This is a genomic window from Nitrospinota bacterium (assembly GCA_016235255.1).
Lineage (GTDB): Bacteria > Nitrospinota_A > UBA7883 > UBA7883 > JACRLM01 > JACRLM01.
Genome location: JACRLM010000031.1, coordinates 126,659 through 146,553, shown reverse-complemented (window position 1 = coordinate 146,553; position 19,895 = coordinate 126,659). Strand labels below are relative to the sequence as shown.

Here is a 19,895-nt window from a genome sequence, read left to right as displayed (position 1 = left end):
CCATGGCACGCTCAATCCCTTCCACTTGAGAAAAGAATTTGAAAAAATACTCAGGAGGCTTTTTAATGAGTTATGGGCCAATGAACCATGAGGCGAAAATCCACGCCCCCTTCGGTTACCTTTTCCCGTGAGGCAACGCGTTATGGCTTGACGCGGCTTGTCGCGAACTGCTAAAGATAATCGTTCATTTTTACCATGATTTTCCGGCGGTTTGATCGGATGAAAGCAAGGCTCTTTTCAATCATATTCGGCGCTGCGTTATCCCACGCGCTTATTGCCCTGACGGGCTGCCAGACGATTGGCGCCAGGCCCGGCGAAACGTCCTTTGTTTTCGGGACGGCGGCGGGCGGGAAAAAGGATGGCGCAATCTCCAACTCGGTCACCGGGATAAAGACCACGTCCGAAAAGGACAAGTCGCTGATTGTCATACAGGCCACGGCGCCGTTTGATTATTCTTCGTACAAGCTTGAAAGCCCTTTGCGGCTGGCTGTGGAGCTTTCCGGCGTTACGCACCATATGAAACGCCCGATGATCCCGGTGCGCGAGGGGCTTTTGGACAGGATTCATTTTGTGAGTTTCGACCGGGCCGGCAAGCTGCGGGTGGAAATCGGGGTGAACGCGCTTTTCCAGTACGACATCAAGAAATCAGGCTCCTCGATCCACATAACCATCGCCAGGGATAACAGCCCCGAGGCGCTGGCGCTGGAGGCGGCCAAGAAAAAAATTGACGAGCTGACGGAGGAGAACAAGTCGCTGCGCATGAAGCTTGCGGAGCAGGACGCCGCCAAAGAGGAGAAACAGGCGCCAATGATTCCGGTGGTGGACGAAACGGAGGCGATAATAAATACCATCGCCCGGTGGAAGGGGGCGTGGGAGGCAAAGGACCTGGCGGCGTTCCGGGAATTTTACACCCCTGTTTTTGAGATCGAAGGGCAGAGCACAGAGGAATGGCTGGCCGACAAACAAAAAAAATTCCGCCGCTCAAAAGATATTAAAATAGATGTCGCGGACATTTCCGTCAAAGCCGATGGTGACAAGGCGGCTGTGGAGTTTATCCAGAAATACACCTCAGGCCGCTATTCGGACACAGGCGTGAAGACGATGGCCATGGTGAAGACGGAAAACGGATGGAAAATCGAGTCGGAAAAATTCAAGCCGAACCAGTAAGGCGATGATAGACACATTAAGGCACCACCTGCGCCGCCGGGCGTTCGAGGCGAAAGTGCGGTTTGCCGTGCGGATGAGCAATCTGCAGGTGGACAACATTTTCCGCAACGGCCGGGAGGCCTCTTTCGCCCGGACGGGCGCGCTGGCGGGCGGGGTGATGACGATATTGATGGCGTTCACGGTCATAAGCTACGCCGTGACGCCGCCGTTTGGAGGGGCCAAAGGATCGCTTATGACGGCGCCGCAGCCCGTTCCCGCCGTGAGCCTGGCTCCGCCATCGCCGGAAACCCCCGTGGATGACGAGTCGGTCATCATGAAAACCTTGCCCAACCTTTCGGAACTTCCGGCTCCGGAAAAATCATTGCCAAAGCCGGACGTACAGTCCATTTACACCCTGCTTGTGGACAAGACGCGTAGAGAACTGTTTGTGCTGGAGGAAACGCAGGAGAACTACAAGGTCGTTACCAGCTACCCTGTTTCGCTGGGAGCGGAAGCGGGGGACAAGCTTGAAAGGGGAGACCTGCGTACGCCGGAAGGGCTGTACAAGGTCACCGGCGTGAAAGAACAGCCGGAAATACCCTTCCAGAAATACGGCCCGCGGGCTTTCGTGCTCAACTATCCCAATACACTGGACGCGCGCCTTGGCAAGACCGGCTATGGCATATGGATCCACGGCTCCGGTATGGGGGACAAGACAAAGCCCACCGAAGGATGCGTCCAGCTAAACGATTCTCATATTATTGAAATCAGCAGATATATAACCAATGGAGCGCCGGTGTACATTTTTCCGGGTGGATTCGAAGCGCCAGTGAAGAACGGCGCCATCCAGAAAAAGGTAATTGATCCGGACACTCTTTACGCCATAAAAGAATGGAAAAACAAGGCGATGGCCGCCGCTGATAAAGAGAGGCAGGGGGGATGACCGCAAGTTAAAAGGATTATACTTTCAGATCATAAACGTTTGTCAGGTGGACATCAGTCCCTCCAGCTCCCACACGAACTTCTCCTTGTTGAACCTGTTGCCATCCATGAACCGTCCTTTATACTCCAGAGCAGGCAACACCCTTTTTCCCAAAGCGGCGATTATGACCTCCGCCGCATCCGGATTTTCGTCCAAATCAACAAGGTTATACTTTATCCCTTTTTCTTCCAGGATCCTTAAAGCCGCCATACAGTCCGGACACCACTCTGCGGAATACACAGTTAAAACAGCCACTTGAACTCTCCATTAAAGTAAGGCGCAAAGCCTCCGATTAGTGATTATGAGCCTATATTATATGTAGATATTACTGGATCAAAGATGAATCCATTAATGTCCGGCGGTCATCTATGGCGTGCGGACAAGGAGATAATGATTATGAAAACCAGAACTATCAGGACCGCGCGGAGAAACTCAAAGCCCGGCCATGTCCGGGGCGGTGAACATGGAAATGTGTCTGTGATGGAAAGCATCCCTGAGGTAAAGACCGTATGCAGTCATTGCGGCGGGATGATCAAGTACGAACCTGACGGCGCCTCCTGCGTGATGTGCGGCAGGGACGTTAGCCACAGTTGCTCAAATTGCATGCATATCGCGAAAAGCGCCGCGTGACAAGGGTGGATCGGCAGTCAACGGTTTAGATGTGAGGGGCGCGGAAAGCCGCGCCCTTTTTTTGTCCATGTCCGCCGGGAGCCGAAGCGTCTATAGAAGCGGATTGAGGACGTTTGCCGCGATCCACTCGATTAGCGGCGCGCATACGGCGTCGCCAAAGGCGAATAGCCCGGCGCTCTGGCTTTTGGGAAGTATATATCCGCCGTCCACCCCCTGCAGCCTTCCGCACTCCCGGGCCGTCAGATACCTGGCCATGGCTTGGCCTCCACCCATGCGCAGGAGAATCTGCCGCGAGGAGCCGCCTCTTGGGGTGCGAAGACATCCGGCCAGCCCATCCATCCTCGGTTCGGCCATCACTATTCCTTTGCGCATCCTGAGAAATACCGTGGCATACGTTGTCCTGCGGCCGCTGATGGCTTCTTCCACCTCTCCAATCCGGTTTTCACCTATGCGTGAGATCAACTTCGCGGTCCGGGCCGCGTCCCACCATTTTGCCTCGCCATCTTTTTCGAGTATATCGGCAAGGATTTGGGAGGAAGCATCCGGCGGCGAAGGTATTTCAATAAAATTCCATTCTACGTTTCGCGCGCTGCGCACCGCCCTTTCAATCGCCGGGGATTTAAGGCGTGGATCACGCTCTTTGAAAGCTTTGCGCCCGGCGGACATCTTGCGATTTGTCCCTAGTATGAAAAGCCTCGGTCTGCTTTGCGGGGTGAACCAGCGGGCGTCCATGATGAACATGTCCAGCCTGTAGCCGAGGCCGCTTATGGCGGCCAACGCTTTCTGGATGTCTTTCCCGCCACCGGAGGTGAGCAGGCCCGGCACGTTTTCCAATAGGACCATTGGAGGGCGTCTCGATCCGATTTTTTCAAGAGCCTGCACAAAACCGTAAAAAGCGCTGGAGCGTTTTCCCGAAAGGCCGCTCCGTCCCCCCGCAAGCGAAAGGTCTGTGCAGGGGAATGACGCCGTTGCAAGGTCGCATTGCGGCAAAAGCTTTACGTCCAGCTTGCGCACATCCTCCTCGGCAAAATGGCCGCCGCCGAAGTTGGCCCGATAAATGGCCGCTTTATTAGGATCGTTGTCGTTGGCGAATACGCATTCCCATCCGGCGGCCTCAAGCCCCAGCCGGAAAAGCCCCGCCCCGGCGAAAAACTCGGCGAACCGTGGGCGGCTCACAGCGCGCGCCCGCTCACGCTTCTGATCACCCTGGCGGCGGCCCTGGCCGGGTTTCGCTTTACTTGGCTTTCCCATATCCTTATCACCTTCCATCCAGCCTTGCGCAACGCCGTGTCCACAGCCCTGTCGCGCTGGATGTTCTTCCTGATTTTATTTTCCCAGTAGGCCCTGTTGCCGACTTTTTCAAGTTGGTCTTCAAGGCTTTTAAATCCGCGCAGCCGCCACTGGTTGCCGTGCCAGAAATCGCCGTCCACAAACACCGCCACCTTCGCCCGCGTGAAGACGATGTCCGGCTTGCCGGGCAACTCCTTTTTATGCAGTCTGTAGCGCAGGCCGGCGTTCCAAAGTATCCGCCGCATCGCCATTTCCGGGGCGGTGCCGGAGCTTTTCACGGCCTTCATGGCCTTGTGGACGTGGAGCGGGTTTCTTCGCATTGGACGATTCTAATATAAACGCGGCGTCCATTAGATTGCGCGTTGTTTCTATATCCGGCTGGCGGGCGCTGAAACGGCGTCCACCCCCCTTGTCCAGTTCACCATGATCGCGGCAAGGGCGGCGGCGGCGGCCATTATAAGGAAAAGCACATCGCTATGTTTGGAACTGAGCCATCCTGCCAGCATCCCCCCCACGAACACTCCGAGGAACTGGCTCAAATTGTAAAACCCGATGATCGAGCCGCGATGCGCGGGATTGGCCAGCTTGGAAACGGCGGCAGGCAACGTGGCCTCCAATATCGAAAAACCGGCGAAAAAGAATCCGAATCCGCCCACAGTCACCCAGAACGACTGGGAGGTGGACATCAAAAGGAATCCGCACACCAGCAAGCTTAGCGCGGAGGTTATCACTTTCCGGGCCCCGCCGCTGTCCGCCTTGCGAGAGAACAACATCATCCCGGCTCCTCCGATCAAGGTGAGGGGCAGGTACACTTTCCAAAGCTCCCCCATTGTCAGCGACTCTTTGAGCCGCAGTGGCACATAGAAATTGGTGGCAATCATGGTGGAGTTTACAAGAAAACCGACCACGTCGAGCTTTAACAGGTCCGGCGTCGCCGCATATTTGAAAGTGACTTTGGGGTCAAGCGAGAAATCGGAGCTTTCGTGCGGCTGGTTTGCGGGGGGTTCCCGGAGCAGGCCCAGGGTTATGGTTATGGCCACCGCCGAAAGGCCTGCCGAAAGCCAGAAAAGGAACGGCACGCCCATTGCGCCCCCGATGACCGGGCCGAGCACCATGCCCCCCACCACGCCGGACCCGACGGACATCCCCATGAACGCCATCGCCATGTTCCGGCGGGACTCGTGGGTCAGGTCCGCCGTCCACGCAAAACAGGCCGAAGCGATGGCGCCAGCCCCTTGAAGGAAGCGGGCGGCGATCATAACGTAAATGTTCGTGGTCATCGCGGCGATCACGGACCCGATCCCGAAAATCACAAGCCCCGTGGCCACCACCGGCCTTCTGCCATACCTGTCGGACATGAAGCCGAAGGGGATCTGCAGCATCGCCTGCGTCAGGCCGTACACACCAAAGGCCACTCCCGCCAGAAAAGGCGTGGCCCCCGGCAGCCCCGTGGCGTACACCGAGAACACCGGGATCATGAAAGAAAGGCCCAGCATCCTAAGGCCGATCACCGACGACAGCCCGGCGATGGCCCTGCGCTCATCCGCCGGGAACGAAAACATCTTGCCCATCAAATCTCCAGTTCCGGATATTGCGTTAGATGATACCGCGTGGAAACTGGAAACGCGAAAATTTCAGCGAAGCCGGTCCTTACGGCGGGATTACGCGGAGATATTCAGTCCATTGCCCCTATGTCCGGATCGCCGGTCTCGCCGCTTGCGGCCGCCGCCTGGGCCGGATTGTTGGCCACGGCCACTTTGGCCGTGCGTATCACCCTGTCCCTGAACATATATCCCGGGATGAACTCCGTGAGCACCACCCCGTCGTCCGCTTCGGTGGAGTCCACCATCTGGATGGCCTCCGTCGTGTTCGGGTCCATCGGCTTGCCGAGCGTTTCCACCCTGGCAAGGCCGTGGTTCTTTAGCGTCTCCATTATCTGCCGGTGGATAAGCTCCAGCCCCTGGGCCAATGCGTTCATGTCCCCGCCGCCGGCCGCCGCCTGGAGCGCTTTTTCCATGTTGTCTATGGCGGGAATGAGCGCCTCCACAATCGGGGCGGGGGCGTGGCGCTGGAAATCCTCCTTCTCGCGGGCGATCCGTTTCTTGAAGTTGTCCGCCTCCGCCACGGCTCGCAAAGACTTGTCTTCCGCCGCCACAAGCTCGGTCTCCCTTTTTTTCAGTTCCTCCGTAAGGTTGGCGATCACCTGCCGGAGCTCCGAAATTTCATCTTCCTTTTTCCGGGGGAGCTCCTTGCGCTCAAGCTTCACCGTGCCGCCGGGCCGGGGCATCCCGCCGGACACCTGGGAGACAGTTCCGCTGTCATCATCGCCGAAAGATTCGGCGCCGCCAAAGTCCATCTGCTCAGAATCTTTAATCTCTTTGTTCACGGCCAACTCCGAATCTCATCCTTATCCATTAAGCCTGCTGCCCACCTGGTTTGCGGTGTAAAGCACAAGGCCCATGGCCCTGGCGTAGTCCATCGCCTTCGGGCCGATTATCCCAACGGCCCCCATCGCCCCGTCATGTCCCTTGAAACGGTGGGCCACCATGCTATAGTCCGAAAAACCCTCCATTTCAAATTCCGACCCGATTATCAGGTTGATCCCCTCCGGCTTCAAGCATGATGTCAAAAGCGAGACCAGCCTGCTTTTCTCGTCCAGAGTCCTGAAAAGGTTCTTCAGCGCGGCGATGTCCAGAGTCACCCCCTTGAGGTTCAAAAGATTGCTCGCCCCGTCCAGGGATATGTTCTCGTTGGCGTCCACGGAGACCCGCTCCCCGATAAGCTCCGCCATCATCAGCACATGTGATAGCAGCTTGTCCGCCCGGGCCTTTTCGTCCCGCATCTCCTCCATGAGCGCCTGGCGCACCCCTTCGAGGGTCATCCCGGAGAACTTTGCGTTAAAGCAGTTTGAAATCTTGTCCAGGTCATCCTGCTCCAGCGGCTCGGCGGTCTCGATAAGCTGGTTTCGTATTTCCCCTCCGGACATCACCATCACGGCCAGCGCCCGCTTTTCGGCGATATGCACAAACCTTATCCGATTAACAGGGGCGACGCTTATGGACGCGATGCCAACAAGGCTCGCCTGGCTGGAAATGTCCGACAGCGCCCTGGACACCGCCGCCAGCAGGTCCGTCAACTCCTGCCACGCGGCGCCGTGCGTGGCCGAGTGTATGCGGTCCATCTCCTGCGTGGAAGGGATTGCCGGGCCCGCCATGGACTGGGCGTAATACCTGTAACCTTTGTCCGAAGGTATCCTTCCGGCGGAGGTGTGCGGTTGTTCCAGAAATCCGCTTTCCTCAAGGCCGGCCATCACATTGCGTATGGAGGCGGGGCTTAGGTTGAATTCGCTTCGTTTGGAAATGATCCGCGCCCCCACCGGCTCCGAACTGGCTATATGGCCTTCCACCACAGCCTTGAGCACCATGGCAGAGCGTGTGTCCAAGCAGGAACAACCCATTGATTCCACCGTTACGAAATTTATCTGAATCCCTGATTATATATAAAAAAGCATGCGCCGGGTGTCAAGACGGACGCTGCGGCAGGCGCAGGATATTCTCAAGCCTTGCCGGAAGGCCCGGGCGGCTGATTGTCCCCAAGTTTCCCCATCACCCTTTCCTTTGCCATCCGCTCCATCCATAGCGGATGATGATGCATCGCCCATTCCGCGTCCACCTCGCCGTCTATTATCGACCCTATCCCGGGCCGTGTGTCCCGGTTGATGAGCGCCATGAAAACGTGGCCGGACAGGGTGATCGCCATCACCACGGTTAGGGACGTATGGATGAAAAGGCCAAGTATCGCCGATTCGAACATCCATATGACCACGCCGCTGAGAACGAGAGTGACAGAGCCGGAAATGGCGATAATGGCCCAGACTTTCTGGCCCGGGTTGAACTTGTCCTCCGCGGGCAGGTCTATCCCCTTGCGTATTGTCTTGAACGGTTTTTTTAAAAGCCATTCGGCGTCGCGACGGGTGAAGGATGTGATTATGCTCAAGTTTTCCCGCCAAACTTTTTTATTTCCCAAAAGAAAGGCAAGCGGCGGGCCTGCCATAAACAGCACGCTCATGACCTTGTGGGCCACGGAAAGGAAGTGACGGGATTCGTTATGCTTTCCCAAAAGGTTGTGGACGATCATCGAAAGGCCGGTAATCAGAAGAAAAATAAAGGTGAACATGACAATATTGTGGAACCACCGCTCCGACGGGGTGAACCTTATCACCGTCTTATTCATCGCCAACTCTCCGGCAAACCTTTTTGTCCATATAGCAAACTTTCATTCTAATTCAACTGGTTTGGCAAAGCCAAACGTTTTGGCGCAAAGGGGCGCTCATCGTTATTAAATGCAGGCGAACCCGCGGGTATTTTGCCCAGGGCGCAGACAAGTTCAAGAGTTTTGTCCGCCGGTTTGCCTGTATGTATCAGATGCCCCCCGCACCGGCAGTCCGATGAGCCGAATCCGGCGGGGAAAACGCGGCCTTCCAGAATCTCCCGCACTGCCACGGCCAACCGGCACTCCCCTAGCGCGCCGGGAAAAGGAGACGAACCATGGAAACCGGCCCGGGCGCGAAGATAGTCTATATGCCACCTTAATGGCTTGGTCTTTCTTGAATGGCGGGCGATCCGCTTGGAAAGTCCGCGTTTTGCGCTCCCCACATAAACGTAACTTCCCGCGGGGAACCGGACTTTGCCAAGCTTTCCGATTTCCACCACCACCGGGCGCTCAAAATTCAATACGATGGCGTACAGGCCGGAATCGGTCATCTAAAAGCCAGGTGGCCGTCCGCGTTTGCGACCAGCGCTTCCGAACAAACCGTCCGGATAATCAGGTTGAGCGCGGTCATCCCCCGCATGGCTTCCTCAAGGGGGGCCAGATTGGCGATGGCGCTGATCGGAGCGTCTTTCATTACCTGGATAGAGACCGCCTGCCCGCTGGCGGATGAGCCGTATTTCAGGCCAACGGTCATCGAAAAGGCCCCGTGCTTTGCGGAAAACTCCACTTTCCCGGGATTTGCCCGTTTCAAAAGCGCGCGCACGCTCATTATCGACGGGACGCTCTCTTTCGGGTCCATGAAAAGAAGCAGTTTGTCGAGCGCCTCCGGGCTTATGCGGGTGATGTAAACCGCGGCGTCGGCCTTGGATATGTCCAGCCCGTCATCTTCATCACCGGCGGCGATGGCCACCTCCATGGAGCCGTCTATTCCGGCTTCTTTTTCAGAAAGTCCAAAATCTTTATGGAGGACGCGCTCAAGGTTTATTTCGCTGAAAAACTGGGCGCCCCTCAGTATGGGACCGCCCCCCTCTCCCTTCATCTGGTACGCGCCCGTCAGCGAACCTCCAAGGACAGCGGTCCTCAGGAAATCAACGCCGAGCGAGTTTTCTCCCAGTTTCAGGTCAAAGGCCGTCCCGCGCATGAGAACCGGGTCCATATTTATATATTCCACCTTCAAGCTGTCCTTCCCGGGGTTCCAGCCGCGCAACGATTCAAAGAACGCGTCGTCGCGGACGGTTTTGGCCTTGTCAGCGAAATCCGCATGGGCGATAAAGGAAACGCCGCCGTCCTTTTCGCTCAGAAACGTCAACTTTTTCGAGAATGGCAGGCGGCCATTGAGTTTTTCGACAACTTTTTTGCCTTTTGACCATATGGAAAAGTCCGAAAAAGCGGCTTTCCCAGTGATAGAAAGGCTTTCACCGGCGATGGATTTTACCGTCAGGTCCATGTTAGCTCCACCTTCCAGGTCCGTTTTGAAGATAGATACGCCCTTGGACGCCGCCAGGGTGAAGTGATTTTCAAAATTCATCGCAAGGTTTGGGACCACTTTGCCGGGCTTTTTCGCCAGATCACCCCATGCCTTGGAGCTAAGCCCCCCGATGGTCCCCTTGAACGATTCGGAAAGCCCTATTGCAGGAGCGCTGATTATGAACTTGTCCACCTCCAGCCTGTCGTTGTCCAGATAGCGCAAGTCCACTTCGGCGGAAGGATCGGCCGCCTTGCCGCCGAAAATTGCCTTGTCCACAAACTTCTTTGCGCGGATGGTCCCGGCCAGTTTCGCCCCGTTGCGCCCAGCCCCGGCGGCCAGGGTGGCGGACGCCCCTTCGGCGATGATTCCCATCGGCTTTAAGTTGATCGCGCCATCGGTCAGCTTTATGTCACCGCTGAAATCGAAGGGGGGCGGCCATTTAAAGTCCTCCATGGAGCCAGGAAGCTTGCCTTCCCATAGAGCCGCGAACTTAAGCTGCCCCTCCATCTGTTGCAGGCCGAGGTCTTTTCTGGACGCCGCGGGAATCAGGCGGAACACCGTTTTAAGATCAATGTCCTCCGCGCCCAAGTCCCCCTTGAAATTCATCCCTTTGCTGTCGAGCCATCCCTGCGCCCTCATCGAAGAGGAGCCAATCCGCGCCAAGGCGCTCTTTATGACATATTTATTGAGCACGGGGTCGGATATGGCTTCCACCTGGGTGTAAGCGGGAAACTCCTTGCCCCTTTTACCTGTGGAGAACCTGTCGGAGTTTAAAAGGAATTTCACCCAGACCTTGTCATTCACCGGATCCGGCGAACGCAGGGCCATGGTGAAATTGACCGGAGTGGCCGTGAAGGAGTCTTCCGCCTCCACTCCGGCCGATTTGATATTGGCGTTGGTCTCAAGGTCGGTGACCGCCAGCAAGGGATTGAGCCTTCCTTTAAAATTTATATATCCAGACGAAGGCCTCATATGCGCTGACTGGCCGGCGAACTCACCCTCCACGCCGCCAAGGTTCACGACGCCGGTGAAAGTGATCCTGGGCTCCTTGAAATCCATGCCCGCCTTCCCGCCTATTTCGGCGGAAGCGTCCATTTGTCCGCTGGTGAAATAATAGCTTTCGCCGCCAGACGGCAATAATCCGTTCAACCGTTCCATCGGAGCCCTGAAATAAACCTTGGACGCCAGCGATTCCAGCCCGTAATTACCGATAGCCCCGGAAAGCTTTCCAAACACCCCGTCCTGCGACGCCACCGTGGCCGTGATGTCGCCTATGTCGCCATTAAGGAAGTCGCCTTTCGCCTTAAGCGTAAAGTTCATCCCCGCGAACTTCGTCTCTTTATGAGCCGAGTCCGCTATGAACAAGGAGGCCGCGGCGACCCCGGACGACGCCGTCTGGGTCGTCCCGGACATGTCCGCCTCCAGTTTTCCGAAGATTCCCTTTAAATCCGTATCCTCGAATTCCAGTTTCTGCACGGACAGCCCCCCCGTCACCTTGCCGGCGTATCCTTTGCCGGATATCTTGAATTCATCCAGGGTCAAATCCATGCTTCCACCTTCCGGCATGGTGACGCCGTTTATGGAAGCGAAATAGAGCCTGGCGTGGGTCTTGCCGGATATCACCGTCTCGGGGGGTGTCTTGCCGTCTCCCGGCGCCGTCCCTTTTGCGTCAAACTCGGTGACGTCCATCACGCCGTTGGCCCATATTCCGGGAGGAGCGGCGAATTTGGACAGGCTGTCCAGGTTGATCTTCATCTTCCTGGACTTGATTTCATATTTAAAATTACCGCCATCATCCTCGGCGCTGGCGGAAATGTCCATAAGCTGTTCCTTGTCCAGGCTCAAGAACGCCGTCGCATGGCCCGTGGGGACGCCGTTTATCTCTCCTTCAGCCTTCATGGACGCCTTAAGGCGCACGGGAGATGATATGGAGACGTTCTTGCGCCGTCCCTCGGAAATGAATTCCACATCCCCCCGGATGGCTATGTCCCCGGACTTGGCAAGCGACGCGGCGGCCACTATCTGCGGAATTATCCGCGCTTCCGAACCCCACCGCCTGTTCACTATCAGCGCGTCTTCCGCGCTGACGATGGAAAAAGAGCCTTCGCCTCCGTCCGGGCCTATGGATCCTTTTCCTGAAAAATTGACGCCTGAAACGGACACCGATCCGGATTTGTCCACCCGCTCCATGGCCAGGTCGTTTAACGCCAGCGCATTCACCGTTATGAATATCGGCGACTTGACCTTCGGAATATTCACTCCACCCCTCGCAACAGGTTCCGCCGGAGGGGGCGTGGCCCCTTTGGCAGGCTCCGGAGCGGGAAGCAGGGCGAGGCGAGGGCGCTCGATATTGACTGACGGCAGGTTTATCTTCCACATCCATAGCGAATCCAGGTCCACCATGGCTTCTATCGTGTCGGCGGTGAACTGAAATCCGCCCCCGGGTTTTTTGACCGAAAGCTTGTGGACGCTTATTTTCCCTTTTTCGTTGACGGATATGGAGCCCACTTCAACTTCGCCCCCCGTGACCACCCCCAGCAGATAGACCACCGCGCCTCGTACATCGCCCGATTTGAACCAGTGGTTCAAATAGACCGCGCCCGCCGCCAATGCCAGGAATAGCAGGACCGAAAGCGCGGCGATCCCCCTGATAAGCCATTTGGCCACCTTTGACAGGGGGAAGCGGGACACTGGAGCTATATTGTCAGTCACTTTCGTGTATATATGGCCATGCTTCCCATGCCGCTAAAGCCTGCACGGGAAGAAAGTGGTTTACGATAAAATCCAAAACCTTGCGCATCGTTGGCATATTTTACTCTTAAGTCGCCTTCATTAATAGGGGAGCGTGAAAGCCGGGGGCGAATCGGGTCAAAAAAGGCTCATCCCTTGCGCGAAAGACCCTTTATTGGGGGGGTGGGGTGGATCCTTTTACGCAAGGGACAAGCCGTGGTCAACGCTTGACCCCGCTGTTTCCAGCGGGAGCTTTTAGTTTAAAAGATCAGGCCGGATTTCTTGAGCCACGCCTTTTCATCGAACTGCTCGGATGTCCATTCCTGGAACGCAGTCTCCCTGGTGCTAAGCTCACGGCCGTCTATCACCGCTTTTTCCTTTACAGCCAAAAGCTGGTCGCTTTTCGCTTCGGCCGCGCGGGGGTCTGGCCCCGCCTTGCGCACGCCAAGCTCTTCCTGCGAAAAAGCCGTGCCGGAAACTTCCACAAGATCGCTGACTTTAAGAGCGAGACCTAGCAGCGTGGAGGAGTCGATCACCTTGCGGGTCTTCAAGTCCAGCAATAGCGTCATGATTTCTTCATTGTGAGTCAAAACTTCCATGATCGCCCTGGTCAACGCCTTAAGCTCCTTCTCATTCTTCTTGTCTTCCATGGCCACGCCTCCTTGTGTGGTTTCGCTCTTGATTACTTTATCGGAATAGTCGGTAAAGTTATTTAATCAGCAAACCTGCTATTTTTTATTGCAAGCCGGATACCAATGAGACAAAAATATCGCTCGCAAGCTAACATGTTGATTATGCGCCCATTGCTCAATAAGGCCGCAAACGGCTTTGTTTGCGGATGCGACATTATTGCCTCCTTTAAAGACGATTTTGCGCGATGAATCCTAAAAAACGTCATTCACAGGGACAGTTTTGCGTCCAAATCACCGATATAATACATACATGATATGACGGTCTTGCCATGAAGGATTTGATTTTAAAGTACAGGAAATATCTTTTTATCGCGGCGCCGGTGTTCGCCATGTTTATGGTGGGCGGCGTTGCATACTTTGCTTTTTCACACAACGCCCCCGCCGGTGATCAGGTGGCCATGGAAAGCGCCGCCAAGGAGCCTGAAAAACAGGCGAAAGAGGAGGAAAAAGCGGGAGGTGTGGGGGAGACCGATGTGAATGACCACGAAAAACAGGCCGAGAAAGAAAAGGAAAAGGCGAATATCACCGCCAAGAAATCCATTCAGACCTCCGCCGGGGCCAAAAGAGGGAGCGACGACGACTGGAAACTGGACAAGCCGCTGGACAAAGTAAAATTCGACGATCCAAAAGAGCGGGAACTGGCCCAGCGAAGCGTTATCGTAAGTTTAAAGAATAAAAAGAAATCCGACATCGCCAAGGTCAAGGAATGGGATCCGCAGATCCAAGCGAAAAAAGAAAGAGCCCAAGCCATAGAAGCATGGCTGGAGAGAGACAAGATGTAGGTCTTAAAAACACTGAGCTATTCCACAGCCCCCATACCATTCAATAAGTTTGACTAAAATATTAATGGCCACACCGAACGCACCAATAAAACCAAGGTATTTGTACAATGTGCTGGTCACGTTCGCCGAGAAAAAGATACTGAATTTACCTTCGTTTATTTTATAGGCTCATGCGCCCCATCCTTTTGGCGGTTCTATCTCAAATTCCATTTCCTCTTTGGTCACGGGGTGGATGAATTCCAGCCGGGTGGCGTACAGCAGGATGTTCTTCCCCTGCGTCGGCTCTTTCGCGCCATATTTCAGGTCGCCAACTATCGGATGCCCTATCGCCGCAAGCTGGGCCCGGATCTGGTGCGACCGTCCGGTGCGCGGTTTCACCAGAAGCTGGCACAGGCCTCCTTGCGATTTTGTCACCTCGTATTCCAGCTCCGCTTTTTTCGCGTCAGGCTTGGGATTTTTGTAGGCGCTCACCCGGTTCTTCTCCCGGTCCTTGGCAAGGTAATGCGTCAACGATCCCCTTTTCTCCCTCGGCGTCCCGATCACCACCGCAACGTATTCCTTGCGGATTTTGCGCTCGCGCAGTTGCTCGGAAAGGCGCGAGGCGGCCTTCGAGGTCTTTGCGAAAAGGCAAAGCCCCCCCACGGGCCTGTCGAGCCTGTGGACCATGCCAAGGAATACCTCGCCCGGTTTCGAGTATTTTTCCTTCAGGCGCTTTTTTACCATAGTCAAAAGGTCCGGGTCGCCGCTTTTGTCCGACTGGGTGGGGATGTTGAACGGTTTTATGACAAGGATCAAGTGGTTGTCCTCATATACCACTTCAAAACCGGCCGATGACGTATTTTTCACCTGTTTCCTTTCAGCGTGCCGCATGGAAGTCCGCTCGCCTGATGATATACTGATTTGATGGATGGAATAAAGGTAGTAGAGCCCCCTTTTTGCCCGCATTGCGGCGAGTTGATGACAAAGCACGCCACCCCGCCGGTGAGTTTCGGCGACGGGCTTGGATGGGGAGCGCCGTTCCTCTGGATTTGCGCGAACGACGAATGCCCGGTGTTCAAACAGGGATTTGGCGCCGTGATGCAGAATTACGGACAGGCCTCAAGCCTGCGGGCCATTGTGGAACCGGACACGGGACGTCATTCCGTCACCCCCGCTTTTTCCACCGACCCGGAACATCTGGCCGAGTTTTTGAAAGTCCGGGAGAAACTTGTCAAAGTTCCGCCACAGCCAAACGATGAAGACCTTCCGATCGGCTCTGATGACGAGGAAGAGTGACTTTTAAACGTCTTCCGGTTCGATGGTGCAGGTGAGGGGATAACCGCTGGCCCTGGCGGCTCGATGCACTGTTTCCACCTTGAACTCGGCCCTTTCAAGCGGCATAAGCCCTATGCGCGCAAGGCCGGTGTAATGGATGCGGTACATCAGGTCCTCGGCCACATGAAAACTCAAGCTGAACACCTTCATAAGTATTTCCACCACGAAATCCATGGTGGTGACAGGGTCGTTGTGCATGACCACCCAATACATAGGTGCGAAACGCTCCCTGCTTTGAGTTTCATGGATGGTGTCGGTGTCCAGTTCAGTTTTACGCGGCGCCATAGTCAGAAAATCCGGATAATCACGTTAAAAAGCGGTCATTGTAAGCTAATTTTCAGGATTTTAATTTATAATAATACAAATGGACGACAAACTGCAGAAAGTAAATTTCCTTGGTCAATACCTGACCACCTCCCGCTCCGAAACGCAGATTCTTGAAATGGCGATGCTTATATCCCATGACGTGCTGGGGTATGACCATGCGCTTATCCGCCTTTTAAACGACGGAGAGCTTGTTTCCCGGCAGGGGATCGGCTTTCCAAGAGAGGCGGCGGACATCGTGATCCATGTGGGCGAAGGGATCAGCGGCGCGGTGGCCAAAACCGGCGAAACAATCCTGGTGGACGACACGCTAAACGATCCACGTTTCATAAAGGGTGTTGAAAACTGCCGGTCGGAGCTGTGCGTCCCATTGAAATATAACGACAGGACCATAGGCGTGTTCAACGTGGAGAGCGACCAGCCGGCCTTTTTCTCCCAGCGGGACGTGCAGCTGCTGGAGACCCTCGCCTCCCAGATCGCCGCGGCGCTGGAGACGGCCCGGCTGCGCGATGAGCTTTCGAGGGCGGAGAAACTTTCGGTGGTGGGGAAGATGGCCTCGTCCATCCTTCACGACATCCGGAACGACATCCACCAGCTCAACATAAGCGCCGACCTTCTGCGGCGGGGCGGCATGCAGCAGGAGACCGTGTCGCGGATGGGGGATATGGTAAGAAAGTCCAGCGATAACATATACGGCCTGATCGAGGATATCTTCGATTTCGTGCGCACGGGCCATTCCCACCTTTTGAAAAAGCCGCACCTGCTTTTCCCGGCGCTCGAATCGGTGGTGGAGCAGCTAAAGGGGACGGAGCATTCCGGGGTGGACATTCAATTGGAGGCGGACCGCGCCATCGAGCTTTCGATGGACGTGCGTAAGGTGCGCCGCGCCCTGGTGAACCTTGTGCGCAACGGCGTGGAAGCGATGCCGGCGGGGGGGACGCTCACCATCAAGGCCGTGCGCGAAGGGGAAGGGGCGGTGATAACCGTGGACGACACGGGCGTGGGCATATCAAAAGACAACCTGCGAAAGATATGGGAGCCCCTTTTCACCCACGGCAAGGCCAACGGGACCGGGCTAGGCATGGCCATAGTGAAAACGATAATCGAAGATCACGGCTGGCAAATTAGCGTGGAATCGCAAGAGGGGAAAGGGACGACGTTCACCATAAGGGCAGGGCAACATTCAGGAAAGACTTCTCCGCCATGAAAATTTAATCCAGGCGATTATTTTTCCTTCTCCGCCACTCCCATGTAAATGTTCCCCATCACCGACGGCGCGTTCTCCAGCGTTGATTTTTCCAGCCGCACGATTTTAAGGCCGCCGCTTTCCACTATCGCCGGGATGTCGCGGTTCAAATGGCAGCCGTCGGCGATGATGCGGTTTATGGGAGTGAGCCTGTCTTGCCACTTCTTTGTTTTTGGATTGCCGGAAGCGCCATGCTCCAGAAAAAGGAACCGGCCGCCCGGCTTTAGCACCCTCCCCACTTCACCCATCACCCCCGCCAGATCGTCCACGCTGCAAAGGGTCCATGTGCACACAACGCTGTCAAACTCCCCTTCCCCATAGGGGATCGCGGCGCCGGTGGAATGATGTATTTCTATTTCCATTCCGGATGCGGCGATCCTTTTGCGGGCAAGTTTTGTCATGCCAGCATTGGGTTCGACGGTGGAGATTTTGCGGACGCCGGGCGGGTAATGGGCAAGGTTTAGTCCGCTGCCGAAGCCTATTTCAAGTATCCTTCCGGCTGCCTGGGCCAGGGCCGCTTTCCGGCGCTCGGCGATATGCGGGCGCGAAAGGGCGTAATCTGCGATCACCGGGAACACGAACCGGGAATATAACCTGCCGATCATCTTGCCAAACCTGCCTGCGCGGGACTTATAAGGCGACTACAGCGTCCGCAGGTAGTCAACGATGGCGCCAAGGTCCTTCGGGCTGCACACGCCGGTGGGAGGGCAGTTGTGCGCGGCGCGCTCCATGAGTTTTGTTTTGTCGTATTTTTTGCCCACGCCTTTGAACGAAGGCCCCATGCCACCTTCCGCGCCGGTCGGGCCGTGGCATTTCGCGCAATTATATTTTTGCGCCGAATAAAGGACTTTCCCTTCGTCCGCAGTTCCGGCCGCGAAAGAAATGGCCGAGCCTGCGATAATGGCGGACACCGCCAACAGCGTTATAAATAATTTCATATCGTCAATTCCTGAAAAATGGATGGTCAAGTTTGCAGAGCTGGCAAAGTCCTCTTTTGCGCATAAAACCAATCATGCCGTTTGATAGATAAGAGGGCGGTATTTAGGAGCGGGAATGGGTTTCCCCTCGGCCTTTGCCGCTTCCAACCACGCTTCTTTGGCCAATTGAACCTCACGCAAGGCTTCCTGGGGGGTGGCGCCAAACGCCGAGCAATGGGGAAGATCAGGAATGTCCGCGATATACCCGCCATCTTCATCGCTGTAAAGAATATTTATATGATAGTCTGTCACGCTTCCTTCTCCTCCAGCCTTAAATTGTATTTTTCGGCCAGTTTAAGAAACTGCCGGACTTGATATGGTTTTGCGCTTCCATCCACATCCTGCAAGTTTACCAACTCATTTACCGCCGGATGAGCGAATATGTGATGGCTTCCCTTGATCCTGACGAGTATAAAGCCGAATGCCATCGCCAATTGACTCAATTCCTTAAACCTGACATTGCGCTGATTATTTAATATCTTGAGCAATAATTTGCGCTTGGTCACGATGCCGTCATTCCAAAGTTATTATATCATCCGTCTTTTTTCATCTGATTCACAAGCTCGGCAAGCACTCTGTCCGCCGTGTCATACGCCACCTGGCAGGTGCCCACCCGAAGATGGCCGCCGCCGCCGTATTTTAGCATCAGGCTTCCAACGTTGGTCCTGGAGGTGCGGTTGACGATGGAATGCCCAACCGCGAACACCGCGTTCTGCTTCTGCCTGCCGTCTATGAGCCATATGGAGATGTTCTGCTCGGGAAACAGCGCATAGATCATGAACCTGTTCCCGGGCTGGATTTCGCCCACGCCGCGCATGTCGCTTATGATCACGTTGCCGTCGGTCTTCGTATGGCCTTCTAGCATGTCGCGGAAAAGCTTGTCCTGAGTGTAATATCGCACCACGCGCTCCTGCACGTCGGAGTCGTCCAGGATTTCTTCCGCCGTTTTCGACCGGCAAAGGCCGATCATTTTCATCATCAGGTCGTAGTTGCTGATCTTGTAGTCCCGGAAACGCCCAAGGCCCGTCCGCGGATCCATGATAAAAGAGAGGAGCACCCAGCCAGACGGATTCATGATCTCGTCCCGGGTGAAGCGGCCGGCGTCGGCCTTGTCCACCGCGTCCATCATCACGGATAGTTTTCCGAATGCCTGTTTGCCGCCGAAGTAGTCGAAGATGACCCGTGCCGCGGAGTCTGTTTCGCGCCAGTCCCCCTTGAAGGTTCCTTTGTCCGGCAGGCGTTCGTTCTCGCTTGCGTGATGGTCAAACCACATTCCGCAGCCGGGGACGTATGGGATGTTGGTCAGGACGTCATTTTCGGTGACTTCCACCAGGCCGTCCTGAATGTCTTTTGGGTGGACGAACTTGTAATCGTCTATAAGGCCGAGCTCTTTTAACAGCACAGCGCAGGCCAGGCCGTCGAAATCAGACCTTGTGAGCAGTCTCATATCTTCAGGATCAACTGTTTAAACATGCCAGCCATTCCCCAAGTTTGGGCTTATAATACCATACAATTTGCGGCTGTTTCCGATCACAAAAAACATGATCTAAGCGGAGGGGCCATGGGAGCGCTGGATATTTATTACGACAGGGCCGGGATAGTTGTGGAACACATGGCGTTGGCGCTCGAGCAGGTTCCGGAGGACAAAGCCCACTGGAAGCCTTGCGAAAAAGCGCTGCCCTGGATGCATCTGCTCAGCCATAACGCCATTCACCGGATATTGTTCATGCAGTGCGTCAAAGGGGAGCCGGTGGATTTTCCCGGAGCGTACCGCGATCCCGCTTTGCAGCCTGAAACGCCAAAAGAAAGGGCCGCAATGGTCCGCAGGGTATGGGCGGAGCTTGTGAGCTTTCTCAAATCAAAGCCGGAAGATTTCGCCAAAGCGCGCGTCACCCCTTTCTGGGGCGGGCAGGAGCTCACCGTGGAGGAGTTCCTCTGGTGGATGTACGAAGAAAACGTCCATCACCGGGGGCAGGCGTGGATTTACGCCCGGATGAACGGGATCAGGCCGCCGGCCATATGGGGAACGGAAAGGCCGTAGG

Annotated in this window: 24 protein-coding genes; 7 read left to right on the top strand and 17 right to left on the bottom strand. The window is 55.6% G+C overall.

The features are described 5' to 3' along the window. Positions 1–219: 219 nt before the first annotated feature. Together HZB29_04195 and HZB29_04190 are read left to right on the top strand one after the other, a co-directional pair. Entirely contained in the window at positions 220–1,167 is a 948-nt protein-coding gene (locus tag HZB29_04195; protein ID MBI5814792.1) for a nuclear transport factor 2 family protein, read from the top strand. Positions 1,168–1,171: 4 nt separating this feature from the next. Next, entirely contained in the window at positions 1,172–2,089 is a 918-nt protein-coding gene (locus HZB29_04190) for a L,D-transpeptidase family protein (protein MBI5814791.1), read from the top strand. Positions 2,090–2,131: 42 nt separating this feature from the next. Here the strand turns inward: HZB29_04190 and HZB29_04185 are convergent, their stop codons facing one another. Beyond that, the gene (locus HZB29_04185) at positions 2,132–2,338 is read right to left on the bottom strand and encodes a glutaredoxin (GenBank protein MBI5814790.1); all 207 of its coding nucleotides are present in this window, start codon (positions 2,336–2,338) and stop codon (positions 2,132–2,134) included. 270 nt (positions 2,339–2,608) lie between these two features. On the opposite strand from HZB29_04185, the gene HZB29_04180 reads away from it, so the two are divergent. Beyond that, positions 2,609–2,758, top strand: coding sequence for a hypothetical protein (locus HZB29_04180; protein ID MBI5814789.1), 150 nt, complete (start codon positions 2,609–2,611; stop codon positions 2,756–2,758). Between the two features lie 90 nt (positions 2,759–2,848). On the opposite strand, the gene HZB29_04175 is transcribed toward HZB29_04180, so the two are convergent. From HZB29_04175 to HZB29_04135, 9 genes are all read right to left on the bottom strand, one after another. Continuing rightward, positions 2,849–4,009, bottom strand: coding sequence for a DNA cytosine methyltransferase (locus HZB29_04175; GenBank protein MBI5814788.1), 1,161 nt, complete (start codon positions 4,007–4,009; stop codon positions 2,849–2,851). Next, on the bottom strand, positions 3,931–4,368 hold the full coding sequence (locus HZB29_04170) for a very short patch repair endonuclease (protein MBI5814787.1): 438 nt from the start codon (positions 4,366–4,368) through the stop codon (positions 3,931–3,933). Before HZB29_04170 ends, HZB29_04175 begins: the two co-directional genes overlap by 79 nt. A gap of 48 nt (positions 4,369–4,416) precedes the next feature. Further along, the gene (locus tag HZB29_04165) at positions 4,417–5,619 is read right to left on the bottom strand and encodes an MFS transporter (protein ID MBI5814786.1); all 1,203 of its coding nucleotides are present in this window, start codon (positions 5,617–5,619) and stop codon (positions 4,417–4,419) included. Positions 5,620–5,723: 104 nt separating this feature from the next. Further along, positions 5,724–6,434, bottom strand: a complete 711-nt coding sequence (locus HZB29_04160; GenBank protein MBI5814785.1) for a nucleotide exchange factor GrpE — start codon at positions 6,432–6,434, stop codon at positions 5,724–5,726. Positions 6,435–6,455: 21 nt separating this feature from the next. After that, positions 6,456–7,490, bottom strand: a complete 1,035-nt coding sequence (gene hrcA / locus HZB29_04155) for a heat-inducible transcription repressor HrcA (protein ID MBI5814784.1) — start codon at positions 7,488–7,490, stop codon at positions 6,456–6,458. A 113-nt stretch (positions 7,491–7,603) separates the two neighbouring features. Next, entirely contained in the window at positions 7,604–8,281 is a 678-nt protein-coding gene (locus HZB29_04150; GenBank protein MBI5814783.1) for a cytochrome b/b6 domain-containing protein, read from the bottom strand. A 47-nt stretch (positions 8,282–8,328) separates the two neighbouring features. Further along, positions 8,329–8,811, bottom strand: coding sequence for a GIY-YIG nuclease family protein (locus HZB29_04145; GenBank protein MBI5814782.1), 483 nt, complete (start codon positions 8,809–8,811; stop codon positions 8,329–8,331). Then, a complete protein-coding gene (locus HZB29_04140; protein ID MBI5814781.1) occupies positions 8,808–12,500 on the bottom strand; it encodes a hypothetical protein in 3,693 nt (1,230 codons plus the stop codon). Before HZB29_04140 ends, HZB29_04145 begins: the two co-directional genes overlap by 4 nt. Before the next feature lie 278 nt (positions 12,501–12,778). Further along, positions 12,779–13,168, bottom strand: coding sequence for a hypothetical protein (locus HZB29_04135; GenBank protein ID MBI5814780.1), 390 nt, complete (start codon positions 13,166–13,168; stop codon positions 12,779–12,781). Between the two features lie 311 nt (positions 13,169–13,479). On the opposite strand from HZB29_04135, the gene HZB29_04130 reads away from it, so the two are divergent. After that, positions 13,480–13,992, top strand: a complete 513-nt coding sequence (locus HZB29_04130; protein ID MBI5814779.1) for a hypothetical protein — start codon at positions 13,480–13,482, stop codon at positions 13,990–13,992. Positions 13,993–14,160: 168 nt separating this feature from the next. On the opposite strand, the gene HZB29_04125 is transcribed toward HZB29_04130, so the two are convergent. After that, positions 14,161–14,862: an RluA family pseudouridine synthase gene (locus tag HZB29_04125; protein ID MBI5814778.1), complete on the bottom strand. Its 702-nt coding sequence runs from the start codon at positions 14,860–14,862 to the stop codon at positions 14,161–14,163. A gap of 87 nt (positions 14,863–14,949) precedes the next feature. On the opposite strand from HZB29_04125, the gene HZB29_04120 reads away from it, so the two are divergent. Beyond that, on the top strand, positions 14,950–15,267 hold the full coding sequence (locus tag HZB29_04120; GenBank protein ID MBI5814777.1) for a hypothetical protein: 318 nt from the start codon (positions 14,950–14,952) through the stop codon (positions 15,265–15,267). A 3-nt stretch (positions 15,268–15,270) separates the two neighbouring features. Here HZB29_04120 and HZB29_04115 read toward each other — a convergent pair whose 3' ends face one another. Continuing rightward, positions 15,271–15,591 (bottom strand): ATP-dependent Clp protease adaptor ClpS, encoded by a 321-nt coding sequence (locus tag HZB29_04115; protein ID MBI5814776.1) that lies wholly within the window; start codon positions 15,589–15,591, stop codon positions 15,271–15,273. A 79-nt stretch (positions 15,592–15,670) separates the two neighbouring features. Between HZB29_04115 and HZB29_04110 the strand changes: the two genes are divergently transcribed. After that, positions 15,671–16,837: a GAF domain-containing sensor histidine kinase gene (locus HZB29_04110; protein ID MBI5814775.1), complete on the top strand. Its 1,167-nt coding sequence runs from the start codon at positions 15,671–15,673 to the stop codon at positions 16,835–16,837. A 17-nt stretch (positions 16,838–16,854) separates the two neighbouring features. On the opposite strand, the gene HZB29_04105 is transcribed toward HZB29_04110, so the two are convergent. From HZB29_04105 to HZB29_04085, 5 genes are all read right to left on the bottom strand, one after another. Next, entirely contained in the window at positions 16,855–17,481 is a 627-nt protein-coding gene (locus HZB29_04105; protein MBI5814774.1) for a class I SAM-dependent methyltransferase, read from the bottom strand. A gap of 36 nt (positions 17,482–17,517) precedes the next feature. Beyond that, complete coding sequence (locus tag HZB29_04100) at positions 17,518–17,814, bottom strand: cytochrome c (protein ID MBI5814773.1); 297 nt, start codon at positions 17,812–17,814, stop codon at positions 17,518–17,520. 72 nt (positions 17,815–17,886) lie between these two features. Next, complete coding sequence (locus HZB29_04095; protein ID MBI5814772.1) at positions 17,887–18,105, bottom strand: type II toxin-antitoxin system HicB family antitoxin; 219 nt, start codon at positions 18,103–18,105, stop codon at positions 17,887–17,889. Continuing rightward, positions 18,102–18,359 (bottom strand): type II toxin-antitoxin system HicA family toxin, encoded by a 258-nt coding sequence (locus HZB29_04090; GenBank protein MBI5814771.1) that lies wholly within the window; start codon positions 18,357–18,359, stop codon positions 18,102–18,104. Before HZB29_04090 ends, HZB29_04095 begins: the two co-directional genes overlap by 4 nt. 26 nt (positions 18,360–18,385) lie before the next feature. After that, positions 18,386–19,300, bottom strand: a complete 915-nt coding sequence (locus HZB29_04085) for an exopolyphosphatase (GenBank protein MBI5814770.1) — start codon at positions 19,298–19,300, stop codon at positions 18,386–18,388. 114 nt (positions 19,301–19,414) lie between these two features. On the opposite strand from HZB29_04085, the gene HZB29_04080 reads away from it, so the two are divergent. Then, positions 19,415–19,894, top strand: coding sequence for a DinB family protein (locus HZB29_04080; GenBank protein ID MBI5814769.1), 480 nt, complete (start codon positions 19,415–19,417; stop codon positions 19,892–19,894). Position 19,895 lies beyond the last annotated feature (1 nt).

Bases quoted from the DNA above. Each gene is read 5' to 3' on its own strand.
- HZB29_04195 (MBI5814792.1), top strand. From the start codon at position 220: ATGAAAGCAAGGCTCTTTTCAATCATATTCGGCGCTGCGTTATCCCAC.
- HZB29_04190 (MBI5814791.1), top strand. From the start codon at position 1,172: ATGATAGACACATTAAGGCACCACCTGCGCCGCCGGGCGTTCGAGGCG.
- HZB29_04185 (MBI5814790.1), bottom strand. From the start codon at position 2,338: ATGGCGGCTTTAAGGATCCTGGAAGAAAAAGGGATAAAGTATAACCTT.
- HZB29_04180 (MBI5814789.1), top strand. From the start codon at position 2,609: ATGGAAAGCATCCCTGAGGTAAAGACCGTATGCAGTCATTGCGGCGGG.
- HZB29_04175 (MBI5814788.1), bottom strand. From the start codon at position 4,009: ATGGGAAAGCCAAGTAAAGCGAAACCCGGCCAGGGCCGCCGCCAGGGT.
- HZB29_04170 (MBI5814787.1), bottom strand. From the start codon at position 4,368: ATGCGAAGAAACCCGCTCCACGTCCACAAGGCCATGAAGGCCGTGAAA.
- HZB29_04165 (MBI5814786.1), bottom strand. From the start codon at position 5,619: ATGGGCAAGATGTTTTCGTTCCCGGCGGATGAGCGCAGGGCCATCGCC.
- HZB29_04150 (MBI5814783.1), bottom strand. From the start codon at position 8,281: ATGAATAAGACGGTGATAAGGTTCACCCCGTCGGAGCGGTGGTTCCAC.
- HZB29_04145 (MBI5814782.1), bottom strand. From the start codon at position 8,811: ATGACCGATTCCGGCCTGTACGCCATCGTATTGAATTTTGAGCGCCCG.
- HZB29_04135 (MBI5814780.1), bottom strand. From the start codon at position 13,168: ATGGAAGACAAGAAGAATGAGAAGGAGCTTAAGGCGTTGACCAGGGCG.
- HZB29_04130 (MBI5814779.1), top strand. From the start codon at position 13,480: ATGAAGGATTTGATTTTAAAGTACAGGAAATATCTTTTTATCGCGGCG.
- HZB29_04125 (MBI5814778.1), bottom strand. From the start codon at position 14,862: ATGCGGCACGCTGAAAGGAAACAGGTGAAAAATACGTCATCGGCCGGT.
- HZB29_04120 (MBI5814777.1), top strand. From the start codon at position 14,950: ATGACAAAGCACGCCACCCCGCCGGTGAGTTTCGGCGACGGGCTTGGA.
- HZB29_04115 (MBI5814776.1), bottom strand. From the start codon at position 15,591: ATGGCGCCGCGTAAAACTGAACTGGACACCGACACCATCCATGAAACT.
- HZB29_04110 (MBI5814775.1), top strand. From the start codon at position 15,671: ATGGACGACAAACTGCAGAAAGTAAATTTCCTTGGTCAATACCTGACC.
- HZB29_04105 (MBI5814774.1), bottom strand. From the start codon at position 17,481: ATGATCGGCAGGTTATATTCCCGGTTCGTGTTCCCGGTGATCGCAGAT.
- HZB29_04100 (MBI5814773.1), bottom strand. From the start codon at position 17,814: ATGAAATTATTTATAACGCTGTTGGCGGTGTCCGCCATTATCGCAGGC.
- HZB29_04085 (MBI5814770.1), bottom strand. From the start codon at position 19,300: ATGAGACTGCTCACAAGGTCTGATTTCGACGGCCTGGCCTGCGCTGTG.
- HZB29_04080 (MBI5814769.1), top strand. From the start codon at position 19,415: ATGGGAGCGCTGGATATTTATTACGACAGGGCCGGGATAGTTGTGGAA.